Annotated in this window: 12 protein-coding genes; 10 read left to right on the top strand and 2 right to left on the bottom strand. The window is 64.5% G+C overall.

Annotated features, from left to right (window positions below):
• Nucleotides 1-55: 55 nt before the first annotated feature.
• On the bottom strand, nucleotides 56-919 hold the full coding sequence (gene rsmI, locus E3T38_RS15730; RefSeq protein WP_134549044.1) for a 16S rRNA (cytidine(1402)-2'-O)-methyltransferase: 864 nt from the start codon (nucleotides 917-919) through the stop codon (nucleotides 56-58).
• Here rsmI and E3T38_RS15725 point away from each other — a divergent pair.
• From E3T38_RS15725 to E3T38_RS15685, 9 genes are all read left to right on the top strand, one after another.
• The gene (locus E3T38_RS15725) at nucleotides 918-2,537 is read left to right on the top strand and encodes a dolichyl-phosphate-mannose--protein mannosyltransferase (RefSeq protein ID WP_241984515.1); all 1,620 of its coding nucleotides are present in this window, start codon (nucleotides 918-920) and stop codon (nucleotides 2,535-2,537) included. The genes rsmI and E3T38_RS15725 overlap by 2 nt on opposite strands.
• Before the next feature lie 172 nt (nucleotides 2,538-2,709).
• Complete coding sequence (locus E3T38_RS15720; protein WP_134549042.1) at nucleotides 2,710-3,810, top strand: acyl-CoA desaturase; 1,101 nt, start codon at nucleotides 2,710-2,712, stop codon at nucleotides 3,808-3,810.
• 186 nt (nucleotides 3,811-3,996) lie between these two features.
• The gene (locus E3T38_RS15715; RefSeq protein ID WP_134549041.1) at nucleotides 3,997-4,602 is read left to right on the top strand and encodes a hypothetical protein; all 606 of its coding nucleotides are present in this window, start codon (nucleotides 3,997-3,999) and stop codon (nucleotides 4,600-4,602) included.
• 126 nt (nucleotides 4,603-4,728) lie between these two features.
• Nucleotides 4,729-5,874, top strand: a complete 1,146-nt coding sequence (locus E3T38_RS15710) for a WxL protein peptidoglycan domain-containing protein (RefSeq protein WP_134549040.1) — start codon at nucleotides 4,729-4,731, stop codon at nucleotides 5,872-5,874.
• Nucleotides 5,871-8,303: an ice-binding family protein gene (locus tag E3T38_RS15705; RefSeq protein WP_134549039.1), complete on the top strand. Its 2,433-nt coding sequence runs from the start codon at nucleotides 5,871-5,873 to the stop codon at nucleotides 8,301-8,303. The genes E3T38_RS15710 and E3T38_RS15705 overlap by 4 nt, the downstream gene beginning before the upstream one ends.
• Before the next feature lie 248 nt (nucleotides 8,304-8,551).
• Nucleotides 8,552-9,133: a WxL domain-containing protein gene (locus E3T38_RS15700; protein ID WP_134549038.1), complete on the top strand. Its 582-nt coding sequence runs from the start codon at nucleotides 8,552-8,554 to the stop codon at nucleotides 9,131-9,133.
• Nucleotides 9,134-9,275: 142 nt separating this feature from the next.
• Nucleotides 9,276-10,661, top strand: a complete 1,386-nt coding sequence (locus E3T38_RS15695) for an L-serine ammonia-lyase (protein WP_134549037.1) — start codon at nucleotides 9,276-9,278, stop codon at nucleotides 10,659-10,661.
• A gap of 237 nt (nucleotides 10,662-10,898) precedes the next feature.
• Complete coding sequence (locus E3T38_RS15690) at nucleotides 10,899-11,267, top strand: LysM domain-containing protein (RefSeq protein WP_166805546.1); 369 nt, start codon at nucleotides 10,899-10,901, stop codon at nucleotides 11,265-11,267.
• A 72-nt stretch (nucleotides 11,268-11,339) separates the two neighbouring features.
• Nucleotides 11,340-12,236, top strand: coding sequence for a sulfurtransferase (locus E3T38_RS15685; RefSeq protein ID WP_134549035.1), 897 nt, complete (start codon nucleotides 11,340-11,342; stop codon nucleotides 12,234-12,236).
• A 27-nt stretch (nucleotides 12,237-12,263) separates the two neighbouring features.
• On the opposite strand, the gene E3T38_RS15680 is transcribed toward E3T38_RS15685, so the two are convergent.
• A complete protein-coding gene (locus E3T38_RS15680; protein WP_134549034.1) occupies nucleotides 12,264-14,762 on the bottom strand; it encodes an RNA helicase in 2,499 nt (832 codons plus the stop codon).
• Between the two features lie 346 nt (nucleotides 14,763-15,108).
• Here E3T38_RS15680 and E3T38_RS15675 point away from each other — a divergent pair, with 346 nt between their 5' ends.
• On the top strand, nucleotides 15,109-16,725 hold the full coding sequence (locus E3T38_RS15675) for a molybdopterin-dependent oxidoreductase (protein ID WP_134549033.1): 1,617 nt from the start codon (nucleotides 15,109-15,111) through the stop codon (nucleotides 16,723-16,725).
• Nucleotides 16,726-17,011: the final 286 nt, after the last annotated feature.

Raw genomic sequence — 17,011 nt, 5'->3', positions numbered from 1 at the left:
CATCTTATGCGGCGAGCGCTTATGGTCTGGCCCGGTTACGCCCGGGGGTGTCGGATCAGCCGAGCGGAAAGGCCGAGCGGTCGGGTTTCGGCAGCGGCGCGCCCGTCCTGGCCTGCAGGGCCTGCTCGTAAAGTTCACGCTTGCCGAGCCCGCTGGCGGCCGACACGTCGGCCGCAGCGTCTTTCAAACGGATGCCGCCGGCCACCAGCTGCAGCACCTCCGCTACCCCCATGGCTAGGTCCAATACCCGCACTTCCGCGCCCGCAACGACGATACAGATTTCGCCGCGCACCCCCGCAGCCGCCCACTCGGCCAGTTCGCTCGCCGTGCCACGTTTGACCTCTTCGAAGAACTTGGTCAATTCCCGGCAAACCACGACCCGGCGGTCAGCGCCGAGCGTTGCGGCCAGATCGGTCAGGGAGTCGGCAAGACGGTTGGGCGATTCAAAGAACACCATGGTGCGACGTTCGGCAGCGAGCTCACGCAGCAGTTTGACCCGCTCGCCGTGCTTGCGCGGCAGAAACCCCTCAAAGGTGAACCGGTCCGTCGGAAGCCCCGAGACGGCAAGAGCGGTCAGTACAGCCGAGGGTCCCGGCAGGGCCGTGACCTGTACGCCAGCCGCGGCCGCGGCATCCACTAGGTGAAAACCCGGGTCAGAAACGGTGGGCATGCCGGCGTCGCTGAGCACCAGAATGTCGACATCGCGGGCCAGTTCGACGAGTTCGGCTGCCTTGCCGCGTTCGTTGTGATCGTGCAGGGCAATGAGTCTTGGCCGATTTTCGATTCCGAGGGCCTTGAGCAGGTGCACGGTGACGCGGGTGTCCTCGGCCGCCACGATGGTGATCGTGCTCAGGGTCTCGATGAGGCGCCGGGAAGCGTCGCCGAGGTTTCCGATCGGGGTGGCAGCAAGGATGATCATGCTGCAATTCTCGCAGCACCAGCCGAACATTCGTTCTTCGCTCGCTCGGTACGATGGTGACGTGCTCGCTACTAGTCGATGGGTTCGCTGGGGCAGCCACCTCGCCGTAGTACTGCTGGCCGCCGCGTTGCGTTTGTGGAACCTCGGCCTGCCACACGCGCTCGTGTTCGACGAGACCTTCTATGTGAAGGACGCCTGGAGCCTGTTCAACAACGGCTACGAATCGACGTGGCCGATTGACGCCAACCCGCTGTTTGAAGCCGGGCAGACCGACATCTACACGTCGGATCCCTCTTTCGTGGTGCATCCGCCGCTCGGCAAGTGGCTGATCGCGCTCGGCATGAATCTGCTCGGCCCGGGAAATCCTTGGGGCTGGCGACTGGCGACGGTCGTGGTTGGGGTTCTCGCGGTTGTGCTCATCATGCTCGTGGCGCAGAAACTGTTCCAGTCGCGATTACTCGCCTTGGTCGCCGGTTTTCTGCTCGCCATCGACGGGCATGCCATCGTCATGAGCCGCGTGGCGTTACTCGATAATTTCGTGATGTTCTTCGCCCTGCTCGGTTTCGGCGCCGTGTTGATGGATCGAGAGTGGCACGCGACGCGTCTCGCGACCCGGCTCGCGGGGCGAAACAACCCCGGCTGGGGTCCCGCACTGTGGTGGCGGCCGTGGTTGCTTACTGCCGGCCTCGCTTTTGGACTGACCAGTTCGGTGAAGTGGTCAGGCCTGTATTTTCTCGCCGCGTTCGGCATCTATCTCGTCGCCGTCGACGCCCTGGCCCGGCGTCGCAACGGCGTCTCATTCTGGCTCAGTGCTGCCATCCTCAAACAGGCCCCCGCCACGTTTCTGACTCTCGTTCCCATCGCCGGCGCCACTTTCTTAATTTCCTGGACCGGCTGGTTTGTCACCCGGGGTGGTTACTATCGCGACTGGGCTGACGGGGTGGGCGCCGCCTGGACCGGACCACTGGCGTGGGTGCCGCACACGCTCCAAAGCTTCTGGCACTACCAGGCCGCTGCGTACACCTATCACGTGGGGCTGGCCACACCGCATCCGTATCAGGCGAACCCACTCACCTGGCTGTTCATGATTCGGCCAACCAGCATGTATTACCGCGGCTTGGACTCGGGAGAATTCGGCTGCCAGTTTCAGAGCTGCTCTGAGGCCATCACGTCCGTCGGCAACCCGCTGATCTGGTGGGCCGCCACGGCGGCCGTGTTCTACCTCGTCTACCGACTCGCCCGGTATCGCGAGTGGCGGGTCGGCTTCATCCTGATGGGCATGATCGCCGGTTATCTGCCGTGGCTGATGTATTTGAACCGCACGGTCTTCCAGTTCTACACGATCGCCTTCGAGCCATACCTGCTGCTCGGCCTCACTTTCGTCATCGGGCTGCTCCTCAAGCGAATTCCCGACCAGGCGCGGCCACGACGCAGGCATTCAGCACATACGCAGGTGCCGGAATATGACCCCCAACCGCAGGCGGGCGCCGTAACCGCGGTGGTCGTGGGGCTGGGAGTCGCACTGCTGGTTACGGCATTTTTCTTCCCGGTTTGGACCGGAATGCAGACTTCCTTCGCGTTTTGGCAACTCCACATTTGGATGCCAGGTTGGCGATAGATCGGTCAGATACATTCCATTTTTGGCATATAATGACTGAGAAAAACGTGTGAATTGTGAGCGAACGGGGAGTTCGCGACCGTAGACTGGCCGCTATCTGCTCCACGAGTAATTGCTCATTTCCCGGCTGAGAAGTCCCGAACGCTGAGAATTTTAGACTCAGGAAGGCCTCATGTCGGAAGCACTAGCCGCACCCTCGGTCCGCATCATTAGGACCCGGCCGGGTGGAGACACGAAAAACCCCACCACAGAATATTCAGCGCTCCTGCACACCGTGCGTAATCTCGGTCTTCTCGGCCGCCGCACCGGTTTCTACTGGCTGGTTTTCTCAATCCTCGTGGCTGCCACCCTCGGCGCTGCCGTCGGATTCGTGCTGCTGGGAGACACCTGGTACCAGTTGATCATCGCCGCCGCGCTGGGCCTCATCTTCACCCAGTTCGCCTTTCTCGCCCACGAAGCCTCACACCGCGCCGTGTTCACCTCCGGCAAAGCCAACGACCGAGCGGGCCGCGTTCTCGCCAACCTCTTCGTCGGCATCAGCTACGCCTGGTGGATGACCAAGCACAGCCGTCACCACGCCCAGCCGAACGTCATCGGCAAGGACCCCGACATCGAACCAGACTTCATCGTCTTCCGTGAAGAAGACGCCAAGAAAGTCAGCCGGCTCGGCGCCATCATCACTCGCAAGCAGGGCTACTTCTTCTTCCCGCTGTTGATGTTCGAAGGCATCAACCTGCACATCCAGGGTTTCAAGACCGTCTTCGGCAAGAACAAGGTCAGCGAGCGCTGGGTTGAGATCACGATGCTCGTGACGCGCATCATCGCCTACTTCGCGGTCATCTTCTACTTTCTACCGCTCGGCATGGCGTTCGCCTTCGTCGGCGTGCAGATGGCGGTGTTCGGGGTCTACATGGGCGCTTCCTTTGCCCCCAACCACAAGGGCATGCCGCAGCTCCCGGCCGAAAGTAAAGTCGATTTTCTGCGCCGCCAGGTGCTCACCAGCCGAAACATTCGCGGAGGCACCTTCATCGACCACTACATGGGCGGCCTCAACTATCAGATCGAGCACCACCTGTTTCCGAACATGGCCCGCCCCCACCTGCGCAAGGCCCAGGAGATCGCCAAGGAATACTGTCTCTCCCACGACGTGAAATACACCGAAACGGGCGTCTTCGAGAGCTACGGCATCGTCATCGCCTACCTCAACAAGGTCGGTCTCGCCGCTCGAGACCCGTTCGATTGCCCGATCGTGCAGCGCTTCCGCACGCACTAGGCCGACGCAATCATCGTCAGGCCGTCTCTCTTCGGGGAGGCGGCCTTTTTTTTATTTTGTGGGCATTCGGGTATTGGTATCCATGCCGGGGTGAAGTTGTTATTATGAAGGTCCTGCGACTCGGGTCGTCGGTACCGATAGGTGTCAGTCAGTGCCGAAACCGTCGGCATCTCTAGGGGGATTTTCGTGGCAGGTCACACCGAGCTCGGTCTGATCGGATTGACGGGTATCGTTCTGGCCGTCGGCCTGGTCGTCGTTCTCTCGCCATCAGCGAGCGCCGACACCTCCTCCGACACGATCAGCTCGGCGATTCTCGGCGGAGCACTCTCGGCCGTCGTCTCTGCACCAATCCAGATGACCCCCGTCGTTCTGGATGGGCGCTCCGGCCACACCTCGGTCGGCAGCCCCGCCCAATGGACCATCACGAACGGTCGCGGCTCCAGCGCAGCGTGGAGCCTGTCGGTGAGTGCCACTGATTTCACCAGCGCGCCGGGCACGCTCGACACCATCGAGCGCACCGTTGCCGTGGAAAACCTGACCATCACGCCCGGAATCGTCACCGCCCTCTCCAGTGAGGGCGCCGATGCTGCTCCCACGACCGAGCCCGTCGCTGTCTCCGGCCGGCCGCAGGCCCTGGTCTGGACCAGCACCCTCGGCAAAGGCACGTTTACCCTGACGCCCGAGTTCAGCCTGAGCGTTCCGCCCAACGCTTACCGATCGAATTTTTCGGGCGCCATCGGCGGATCCGTGGTGAATCCCTTCGTCTCGATTCTGACCTTCACGATCGCCTGACGCGGTCCTGCGCCAACCTTGAGGCAATACTGACTGACTCGCTCGCCACTAGCGCCAGTCCCCGTGTGAAAATGGCGAGATCACTTCTTTCGGGGGTCACGCCCGAAACTAAAAAAGGTCCACCCCATGCCACCCCGCTCCACCACAGAACGTCGCCCAACGAACGCCGCTCCGGCCGCATCTTCGTCTAACCTCTGGCCGGCGCGCACCCGGCTGCTGCTCCGCCTCGCGCTCCTCGTGACCGTCGCAGTGCTAGCCCCGGTTCTGACGACCCTCGTCGTTGCTGCGCCGGCGGTCGCTATCGACGACGGAACCCTCGGCATCCGCCCAGAACTAGAATCAGACTTCTTTCACATCAATCTCGCACCCGGTGCCGCGATCGAGGCCAACGCGATCGTCAGCAACCACACGGATGCCCCAGTCACGCTTCTGAACTACGCGGTCGACGGGCAGAGCACTGAGCAAGGTGCCTTCGCCCTTGCCGCGCAGGCCGACGCGCAGACGGCGGTGGGCAGTTGGGTCACCCTCGGTGCCGGTTCGATCACCATCCCGGCGGACTCCGACCTCACCGTGCCGTTTCGGCTAAGCGTTCCCCTGACCGCCACGCCCGGTGACTATGCCGGCGGGATCATCATCCAGAGCCCGCCTATCCAGGGTGATACGACTACGTCCGACGGCGATGCGGCACTGCGACTGGATGTGATCCAGCGTCAAGGCGTGCGGATTTACCTCACCGTGGCCGGTACCGCGACGACCCAGCTCGACCACGGCGCCCTGAGCTGGGAGCGCTCCGGCGACGCGGTAACGTTCACCCTCCCCATCCACAACATCGGCAACACCATCCTTTATCCCACCGCCGGACTGAGCCTGAACAGCGTGATCGGCGCCACGACCGAGCTGCAATTCGGGGCGCCAGAGAGCATCCTCCCCGGTTCCACCCTCAACCTCGAGGCGACGCTGCCCCAGGCTGCGTTCATCCAACTCGGCAGTGCCGACGCCCAGCTGGTTTCCGACGCCGGTACCCAGCAGATCAGCGCCTCCTTCACCTACGTGCCGTGGTGGATCATCGGCATCATTCTGCTGCTCGTGCTGGCGATCGCGTTCGCCGTCTGGCGCGTGACCCTGTTCGTAGGACGCGCGCGTCGCGCGCTCGCCCAGGTTGCAAGGGCCGTGCCCGCCGCTCCGAACGACCTGAGAGACCACGCAGGGAACGACACTGCCGATCCCGCAGATTTAGACACCGACGCACCCCTGCGTCGACCACGGCGATGACCGCCGTCCCTTCACTTCGTCGACGCTCACTACGCGCCGGAGGTCGCCGAACACACCTCATCGCCCTCCCGGCGCTCACGATTCTGCTGCTGCTCTCCGGCTTGCTCGAGTCACAGCCTCCGGCGCAGGCCGCCACAGCATCGGTTGACCTCAAAACGGCCGGCAGCTACTCCGTGCTCGCCACCGACGCCATTGCGAGCACCGGCAACACCGCACTGAGCGGCAATGCCGGAACCAGCCCTGGTATAGCGATCACCGGGTTTCCGCCCGGAATCCTAGCCGGCAGCATCCACGCGGGCGACGGCCACGCGATGGCAGCCCAGGTCGACCTCGCCCAGGCCTACTCTGATGCTGCGGGCCGCGGGCCAACCGGCACCCTCTCCGGAGATCTCGCCGGCCGCACTCTCACCGCTGGCGTCTATAAATCCACCGCCGCCCTCGCCGTGAGTACTATCCTCACCCTCGACGCCCAGAATGACCCCACGGCAGTGTTCATCTTTCAAATCGACGCGGCGTTCGACACTGCGGCGGCCAGCCGCATCGTGCTCACCAACGGTGCCCAGGCTTCGAACGTGTTTTGGCAGGTTGTCGGCGCGGTAACACTCGGCGCGGCCTCCTCGTTCAGCGGAAACGTACTCGGATTCGGCGCTATATCCATCGGGGCTGGCACGACCTTCATCGGCCGAGCATTGACCTCAAACGGTGCCATCACGATGGCCAGAAACATCTTCATGACCGAACCACCGCTCAACCTGCGCACTGCCGGCAGTTATTCGGTGCTGGCCGGGATATCCGTTCTGAATTCCGGAGGAACGACCCTCAGCGGTAACCTCGGAGTGAGCCCGGGCACGGACGTGACCGGCTTCTCGCCCGGCCTGGTCACCGGCAGCACTCAACGAGGAACGGCCGAGAGCGCCCAAGCCCAGCTCGATCTGCAGTCCGCCATTGACGATGCCAGCGCCCGCCAGCCCACCACCGCGCTGAGCGGCAATCTGGGTGGTCAAACCTACAAAGCCGGCGTCTACGCCGCACCTGGCGCTCTGACTCTCAGTTCGTCGGTGACCCTGAACGGGCAGGGCAACCCGAACGCCGTCTTCATCTTCCAGCTCGACAGCACCCTCACCACGAGCGCTGGTAGCAGCGTTCGCCTGATCAATGGCGCGCAGCCGTCCCGGGTGTTCTGGCAGGTCGATGGCGTGGTGCAGATCGGTTCATCGTCGTCGATCTCCGGCATCATTCTCGGCCAGGATGCCATCAAGGTGGGCACCAATTCGAGTTTTACCGGCCGAGCCCTCACCCGCAACGGGTCCGTCACGCTTGGCAGCAACACATTCACGACGGATCCGGAGGTCGATCTCGGACGCGCCAGCACCTACGCGATCCTTGCGACCACCTCGGTCGCCAACACCGGAGACTCGTCGTTCGACGGGGACATCGGCGTAAGCCCGGGAACGTCGGTCACCGGGTTTCCGCCCGACGTAGTCACCGGCACCATCCACGTCGGCGATGCTGCCGCGGCCGCTGCACAGGTCGACCTCGCTGCAGCGTACAAGGATTCCGCGGCGAGGCCAGCGAGCGGCACCGTCATCGGCGATCTGGCTGGCCGCACACTCACCTCCGGGGTCTATAAGGCTGCTGCCGCCCTCGCCATCAGCACCACGCTCACCCTCGATGGACAGGGCAACCCGAACGCCATCTTCATCATCCAAGTGAATGCCGCCTTCAACACGGGTGCCGGCAGCAGCGTCATACTGACCAACGGGGCACAAGCGTCGCGGGTCTATTGGCAGGTGGCCGGGGCTGTGTCGCTGGGGGCGGCATCCGCGTTTACCGGAACGATCATCGGCATGGCGGCGATCTCAATCGGACCCGGCGTCAGCTACCTCGGACGCGCGCTAACCGCCAACGGCGCCGTCAGCGTGGGCACGGCGAGTTTCACCAGTCCCGCGCCCACCGTCGGTGACCTCACCGCGACCACCGCGGGCGCGACGCTTTCAGCGGTGACCCTTCTCGGCACCCAACCGCAGTTCGCCATGGGTGTCTCGAGCCTGTGGACCATCATCGATGCGCGCGGCACCGGAGCTGCGTGGACCCTCTCGGTGAGCGCCACCACGCCGACCAGCGCCGCCGGCACGGTCGAAACCCAAGACCGAGTCCTTCCCGTGAACAACCTGAGCATCGCCCCTGGCACCATCAGTACCGGCCCCAATACCGATGCCGCGACCGATATCACGGCACCGACGCTTGCGCTGTCGACCAGCCCGCAGACCCTGATTGCTACAACCGGCCCACACCGGGGTACCTACCTGCTGACGCCGACGTACAGCCTGATTATTCCCTCCAACGCGTACCGGTCGAACTACTCGGGCGCCATCGAAAACTCGCCAATGAACCCCTACGTGACGGTTCTCACTTTCACCATTTCGTAGAGCCTCGCGGCCTGTGCTAAGCCCCATCCTGGGCATTGCGCCAACCTTGAGCTAACGCTGATTCAACCCTGCGCGACGAACCACCAATTTGCGCGGCCCCCGTGTGAGTATTGATTCATCGCCACCGGAACTCGTTTACAACGGATAACGAGTTCGGTTCACCGCCTGCGATATCCGTTTCTCCCACACTTTCGTGGACACGCTATTTGGCGTGCTCGCGCCACCAGTAGCAACCCAGAGGACACACCATGCGCACTCTCACCAAGACCGCCGGAATCATCGTCGCCACCGGCATCCTGTTCGCTGTGGCTCTCTCCCCGGCCCAGGCCGACACTGACACCGTAAACGCGACCATCAGCGGCGGCAGCCTTACCGCCGACCCGACCGCGCCCAACGCGATGAGCGCTGTCGTTCTCGACGGAGTCAACCCGCAGGCATCCACCGGAACCGCGCCCCTGTGGACCATCACCAACGCCCGCGGCACGAACAGCGCCTGGTCGTTGTCGGCCAGCGCTACCGACTTCGTCAGCGCAGCGGGTACCGTCGACACGACCGCCCGCACCCTGCCGGCCTCCAACCTCGTCATCACGCCGGGCACCATCACCGCCGGCATCGGTTCCGACGATGCGCCGACAGTCAAGGCCGTCACCATCAGCAATGTCGCCCAGTCGCTCGTCTACACCACGACTCTCGGCAAGGGCACCTTCACCCTCGCCCCGACCTTCGACTTGAGCGTTCCGGCAAACACCTTCCGCTCCAACTTCTCGGGCGCGGTCGGCGCCACCGCCGTCAACCCCTACGTGTCGACCATCACGTTCACCATCGCCTAGCGACCGTTCTCGCCGGGTCCCCGGCTGGACCTCTCGGGCAGCGCCTCGCACTTTACGGTGCGGGGCGTTTGGGGTTGAGCGCCGTGTTGAATCCCGGTATCACTCCCTGCCCACCACGTCTGGGTACCGTACGATGAAGACCGTGACAGCGTACGTCTCAGCCCTGGACCTGTTTTCCATTGGAATCGGCCCTTCCAGTTCCCACACGGTGGGCCCGATGCGTGCTGCGCGCCTATTCGCCGAAGACCTCGTGGCAACCGGGCGTCTCAATGCGGTGGGGCGCATCCGCTGCTCACTATTTGGATCTCTGGGGTCGACCGGTCTCGGCCACGGTACGCCCGATGCCGTGCTCGCCGGATTGACCGGCCTACGCCCGGAAACCTGCGACCCCGATCAGGTGCGCGCCGCCTGGTCCGGTATCCAAGACGGTGCCAACCTGACCCTGCTCGGCGGGCACAGCATTCCTATCCATACCAACGACGTGCACTTCGAGCCTCGCACGCGCCTACCTGGGCACCCGAACGCGCTCACGCTGTCCGCCTATGCGAGCGACAGCAGGGCAGATTCCGTTCCTCTCCTCGAGGAGACCTTCTATTCGATCGGTGGCGGGTTCATCCGCCGGGGCACCGAACGCTCGAGCGCCCAGACCCGCGTCACCCAGCCACTCCCCTACGACTCCAGCGCACAGCTGCTCGCCCTGTGCGAAGCCCATGACCTGTCGATCTGTGAGGTCGCCCGCTGTAACGAGGAAGCGATTCACGGCGCCGCAGCACTCGACGAGGGACTCGACGCCATCTGGAAGGCCATGCACACCTGCGTGGAGGCCGGACTCAGCACCACCGGCGTGCTGCCGGGCGGCCTCAACGTCAAGCGCCGGGCGTCCGCGGTACGAATCCGCTTGGAAGAATATGACGGGCTGGCCCTGTGCGACCATGACACGTCAACAGAATGGCTGCACGCCTTCGCGCTCGCCGTCAATGAGGAGAACGCGGCGGGCGGGAGAGTCGTCACCGCGCCGACGAACGGGGCGGCCGGCATCATTCCCGCTGTCGGCCATTACTACCTGCGTTTCGTTCCGGGGGCGGATGCTGCCGGTATCCGTCGGTACCTGCTCACCGCCGTCGCCATCGGCTCCCTGGTGAAGGCCAACGCCTCGATCTCAGGAGCGGAGGGCGGTTGCCAGGCCGAGGTCGGAGCCGCGTGCGCCATGGCTTCTGGCGCACTCTGCGCCGTGCTCGGCGGAACGCCGCGTCAGGTCGAGAATGCGGCAGAGATCGCCATGGAACATCACCTCGGGCTCACCTGCGACCCGGTCGGCGGGCTCGTGCAGGTTCCCTGCATCGAGCGCAACGCGATCGCCTCGTCGACGGCGGTGTCGGCGGCACGGCTGGCGCTGCACGGCGACGGAACACACCTGGTTTCACTCGACACCGTAATCGAGACAATGCGGCAGACCGGACTGGACATGATGACGAAATATAAGGAAACCAGCGAGGGCGGGCTCGCGGTCAACGTCATCGAATGCTAAGCGCAACACCCCGAACGGGGGTAACCGAGTCGGATGAGCCACCACGCGTTCAGCCTAAACTGACTGAGTGCGCGCATAGACGCGAGCACAGCGTGTCTCAGAAAGAAGGGTTGAACCATTCGCAGCTCACTCGTACGTCGCCCGTGGGGCATCATCGTTACCGCTGTCCTGCTCGTGGCGGTGGCTGGCTGTGCCGGTGAACCTGCTCCGGCCGTCACTGTAACGATCACCCCGAGCGTGCCCCCTACGCCCACCCCGAGCCCCACGCCGACACCGACGCAGTCGCCGGTTCCCACCGAGGAGCCGGCGCTTATTCCCAACCCAACGGTTCCCGACCTCGTTCCCAACGCGGAGCCCGTGCCCCTGCCGCAGGGACCCGCCGCCGACCAGGGCAGCACACCGGGTGCCCGCGGCACAACGACCGCTGACGGTGCGGGAGCCCTGATCACCTATACGGTCGTCGAGGGCGACGCGTTCTTCGACATCGCCCAACGATTCAACGTTCCGGTTCAACTTATGCTCACCATGAATCCCTCGGTTCCCGGGCTCGGCGAGAACATCTATATCAAGCAGATCATCAACCTGGACTGGACCACCACCCGGTAGCCGTATGTCGCCGGATGACTCGCACGGGCACCGGTTCTGCCCCGTGTCGGCGGCCGCCGCTAGCCTTATGTCATGAGTTCTCCCGTTCCCTCGTCGCCCGTCGTCTCTACGCAGTGGCTGGCCGATCATCTCGGTTCTGACCACCTCGTCATTCTCGACGCCACCGTGCTCGCGCTCGCACCTTCAGATTCCGGGCCGCGCTACCTCAGCGGGCGTGACGACTACCTCACCAAGGGGCACATTCCCGGAGCGGTGTTCGCTGACCTGTTCGACGTCTTCTCCGACCCAGCGGGTGAATTCGATTTCTCCCGGCCGAGCGCCGCCCTGTTTGAAGCGGCCGCGGCATCCGTCGGAATCGACAACACCACGACCGTCGTCGTTTACGATGCCGTGGTGGGACAGTGGGCTGCCCGCATCTGGTGGCTGTTTCGCGCCTTCGGCTACGACGATGTCGCCGTACTCGACGGCGGTCTCACCAAGTGGCACGCCGAGACCCGCCCGTTCGCCACCGGCGGAACGCGACCACGGGTCGTCAGCGGCTTCACGGCCACCCCGCGTCCCGAGCTGTGGGTCGACAAAACCTTCGTCGAGTCGATCGTCGCCGGCAAAGCGGATGCCGCCCTCGTCTGCTCCGTTCCGCCGGCGGAATTCGCCGGCACGGCCGGGTCACGCCCGCGCGTCGGACACATTCCCGGCAGCGTCAACCTACCGGCCGGCACACTCGTCGACCCCGCCACGAACACGTTCCTGCGCGGCGACCAGCTCCAGGCAACGGTCGCCCCATCCATGGCGGCGTCGGCAGCTGGGACGTCGGGCCACCTGGTGACTTACTGCGGTGGCGGAATCGCCGCAGCCGCGAGCGCCCTCGCTCTCATCCGTGCCGGCAACGAGCACGTCTCCATCTACGACGGTTCCCTCAATGAGTGGGCCGCCGATGCCTCCGCTCCGCTCCGCGCTCCCGGCGTGTAGTGCCGCGATCTCTCGGGGCGGTAAGCGCTACAACCGGTTGACACCGGTCACGCGCACGACCGCCGCGCCGAGTTCATCGGAGTCGGCGAGGTTCACGCTCGCGCTGATCCCCCAGTCATGGTCACCGGCCGGGTCGTCGATGATCTGGCGCACGGTCCATTCCTCGGCCCCCTCCTCGATGATGAGCAGGTCAGAACTGCGGGCGTTACCGCCGGTGAGTATCTCGTCATGCTCGGCAAAATAGCCGTCCATCGCTTCAGCCCAGACATCATCCGAGTAGCCGTGCTCCCGGTCGAGCTCGCCGAGCTCGTCGTAGTGTTCCAAGGCGGCGAGCTGCACCCGGCGGAACAGTTCGTTGCGCACCAGGATACGAAAAGCTCGCACGTTGGTGGTGAGTCGACGCGGCGGCGGAGGCAGAATCGTGTGCGCTTCTGCCTCGTGCGCGGCAAGATCGGGGTGCAGCAATTCTTCCCACTCGTCGAGCAGGCTCGAGTCCACCTGACGCACGAGCTCACCGAGCCATTCGATCAGGTCGAGCAGGTCTTCGTTCTTTGCCTCGTCGGGAATGGTCTGCCGGGCGGCCCGATACGCGTCCGATAGGTAGCGCAACACGACGCCCTCGCTGCGGGCGAGCTTGTAGAACGCGATGAACTCGCCAAACGACATGGCCCTCTCATACATATCGCGCACGACGGACTTGGGCTTGAGGTCAAAGTCGGCGATCCACGGCTGGGAAGCCTTATAGGTGTCGAAGGTGTAGTTCAGCAATTCTTCGAGCGGCTTGGGGTGCGTGATCTCCTCGAGCAGCGCCATCCGCTCGTCGTATTCGATGCCCTCACGCTTCATCGCGTTCACGGCCTCGCCGCGGGCGGCGAATTGCTGCCCCATGAGCACGGGTCGCGGGTCGTCGAGGGTTGACTCCAGAATCGAAATCATGTCGAGCGAGTAGGTGGGCGCTTCCGGATCGAGCAGTTCGAACGCGGCCAGCGCAAACGGCGACAGCGGCTGGTTGAGCGCAAAGTTCGCCTGCAGGTCGACGGTCAAACGGATGCTGCCGCTCGCGCCCTGCTCCACGATTCCGGCCTCGCGCAGGGTCTTGTAGATGCCCAGAGCTCGCCGGGCCAAAACCAGTTGACGCTTCCAGGGCTCGTGGTTGTCAAAGACGAGGGAATGCACATGGGCGAAGGCATCGCCGCCGCGGCCGATCACATTGATGAGCATCGCGGCGGTCATCTGCATGCTCGACGAGAGGGTTTCGGGTTCAGCGTCGACCAGCCGGCGGAAGCTCGGTTCGCCCCAGGACACAAAACCGTCCGGCGCCTTCTTGCGCACGATTTTGCGTTTCTTCTTCGGGTCATCGCCGGCTTTCTCGATGGCCTTGAGATTGTCACTCTCGTGTTCGGGCGCCTGAATGACCACCGTTCCTGCGGTGTCATAGCCGGCCCGCCCGGCCCGGCCCGCGATCTGGTGAAACTCGCGCACGTTCACCTGGCGCATTTTCACACCATCATATTTGGTGAGGGCGGTGAACAGCACGGTGCGAATGGGCACATTGATGCCGACCCCCAGGGTGTCTGTGCCGCAGATCACCCTCAGGTAGCCGCGCTGCGCGAGCTGCTCCACCAGGCGGCGGTATTTCGGCAGCATGCCGGCATGGTGCACGCCGATTCCCATGCGGATCAGCCGCGACAGGGTCTTGCCGAAACTGGTGGTGAACCGAAACTCGCCGATCAGCTCGGCAATGACGTCACGCTGTTCCCGGGAGGCCACCTTCGCGCTCGCAAGAGCTTGAGCACGTTCCAGTGCAGCCGCCTGAGAGAAGTGCACGATGTAGACCGGCGCTTTGTCGGTGTGCAGCAGCTCTTCGACCGTTTCGTGCACCGGGGTCTGCTCGTAGTAATAGCTGAGCGGAACCGGGCGCTCCACCCCGGTGACGACCGCGGTAGCTCGCCCGGTACGCCGGGTCAGGTCATCGCTGATGAATTTCACGTCGCCGAGTGTGGCCGACATGAGGATGAACTGTACCCGTGGCAACAGCAGCAGGGGAACCTGCCAAGCCCAGCCGCGCTCCGGGTCCCCGTAGAAATGGAATTCATCCATAACGACGAGGTCGACCTCGGTGTCTTCGCCGTTCCTCAGCGCGAGATTGGCGAGAATCTCGGCGGTACAGCAGATGATTGGGGCGTCGGCGTTGACGCTCGAGTCCCCGGTCATCATGCCGACGTTCTCAGCCCCGAAAGTTTCGACCAGCGAGAAAAACTTCTCACTCACGAGGGCCTTGATCGGCGCGGTGTAGAAGCTGCGTTTACCGGCGGAGAGTGCCGCGAAATGAGCTCCGACGGCCACGAGCGATTTGCCGGTTCCCGTCGGTGTGCTCAGGATGAGGTTGGCCCCCGAGACTATCTCGATGACCGCTTCCTCCTGCGCCGGGTACAGGGTGAGGCCCTGTTCGGTCGCCCAGGTTTCAAACGCCTCGAAGAGAACGTCGGGGTCGGTTTCGTTTTCGAGGCGCGCAAGCAGAGACATAGTCCCTCAAGACTGCACTACTTCGCACCGTGTCTTCGACTCTGCCCCTTCTCGTCTTTCCACTGTCACAGTTCGCCGCACGCCGGCTCGGCCATCGCGCATAACTCCTGCAATTCCCGAGCCGCCTGAACGCTCGGCGCGAAAAGTCGGGCAGGTCCGGAGCCTCGCCCCCAAATTGCAGGAGTTATGCACGGTTGATGGCCAGTCTGGTGCCCATTTGGACGGCCGGTGCAATTTGTCGAATTGGCCACCCAGCCGAGCCGCAAGAATATTGCGGATGTCTGACGAAACCCGCCGAGGCCGCTGGCCGGGTGGCAATCACAGTCGCCCGTTCTAGGCTGGTGACATGGTCTACGTCACTCCTGACACTGCGGTTGCTCCGCCACACCGTGCTCAGGCACTTTGGCGCCCGGCGGCCGCCGGTCTGGCCGCCGCCCTCGCCGGTCTCGGTGTCGCCGAGTTGACCGCGGCCTGGATCGCCCCCGGCGCGAGCCCGGTGCTGACGGTCGGTGTCCTTGTCATCGACATCGTTCCGGCTAGCGTCAAGGACCTCGTCATCGGCTTGTTCGGCACGGCCGACAAGATCGTGCTGATCGTGACCATCGTGCTCGTGCTCCTCCTGGTCGCGGCTCTGGCCGGCATTCTCGAGAGTCGGCGCCCGCCATTCGGCCGCCTGCTGGTGGTTTTCATCGGCGCGATCGCCCTGTTCGCGGCGCTCTCCCGTTCGAGCGCCTCTACCCTCGACGCGGTCCCAGCCGTCGTAGCCATGGGCGTCGCAGCCATCGCGCTGACCTTTCTCACGACCAGGCTGCCCGTCGATCACCGCACCGGGCACGCCGCTACGGCATCGGTTTCGGAACAGGTGCCGGCACGCCTCGACGGCAGCGGCCCAGGCCGTCGCCGCTTCCTCGTCTACACCGCAATCACCGCGGGCACCGGCCTGCTGGCCCTGGCCGGCGCACAGTTCAGTGCCGCGGCCACCCGGGCAGCGGACGCCGCGCGCGCGCTATTCACGCTGCCCACGCCATCCATTCGCGCCGCCGCCATTCCGGCCGGGGCGAGCCTCGACGTAGCAGGGATCACCCCGCTGATCACCCCGAACGCCGACTTCTACCGCATCGACACCGCCTTGAGCGTGCCGCGCATCGACCCGACCACTTGGCGACTGAAGGTCACCGGCATGGTCGAGAACGAGGTCGAGATCGATTTCGCCGAGCTGCTCGCCCTGCCGCTTGAAGAGAGCACGACCACCTTGGCCTGCGTGTCGAACTACGTCGGCGGCGACCTGATCGGCACCGCTACCTGGCTCGGCTACCCGATTCGCGCGCTGCTGGCGCGGGCCAAGCCCACGGATGGTGCCGATATGGTGCTCTCAACCAGCCAGGACGGCTTCACCGCCGGCACCCCGATCGAAGCGCTAACCGACGGCCGCAACGCCATTCTCGCCGTCGGCATGAACGGCGAGCCGCTCCCCCTCGAACACGGTTATCCGGTGCGCATGGTCGTGCCCGGCTTGTACGGCTATGTCTCGGCGACGAAATGGGTCGTCGAACTCAAACTCACCCGGTTCGACCAGGAGCAGGGCTATTGGACCCCGCGCGGTTGGTCAGCACAAGGACCGGTCAAGCTCTCCTCCCGCATCGACGTGCCCCGCCAGGGGACCTCGGTATCCACCGGGTCGGTCGTCATTGCCGGTGTGGCCTGGTCGCAGCAGGTGGGGATCAGCGCGGTCGCCGTGCGGATCGACGACAGGCCCTGGCAGGATGCCACCCTCGCCGACGCGATCTCGGTCGATACCTGGCGTCAGTGGGCCTACACCTGGGACAACGCGGGCGCCGGCGCCCACACCATCACGGTGCGGGCAACGGATGCCGCGGGCCTCGTCCAGACATCGGCCACCGCCGACGTCGCCCCGGACGGCGCCACCGGACTGCATGAAATCTCGGTGTCCGTCTCGGCGTGACCTGCTGGGCGCAGGCTAAAACATGTGCCCGGCCGCCACACCAGTGATGATCGCGTCGGTAGCACACCGTTGAGCGGATGCGGGGCGCTTACCCAGCCCCGCCGATCCCGCCGGGTGCAGGTGGTGCAGGTGCTGCCGCACAGTTGAGCCAGCCGAGACCGCGATACACGGGGGTCGCGCCTCGGCGGGGAGGTTCGGGCGTGGCCAGAACCTCCCCATCAAACGTGTGCGGGAGTACCGCCACTGAGCGAGAGTCGTACCTCTCGGTCAGCGACGATACTCCCGC

The sequence above is a fragment of the Cryobacterium sp. Hb1 genome, assembly GCF_004403585.1.
In the GTDB taxonomy this organism is placed as follows: domain Bacteria; phylum Actinomycetota; class Actinomycetes; order Actinomycetales; family Microbacteriaceae; genus Cryobacterium; species Cryobacterium lyxosi.
Note: the sequence above shows the minus strand (reverse complement) of the source record. Positions and strands in the feature narration are given on the sequence as shown.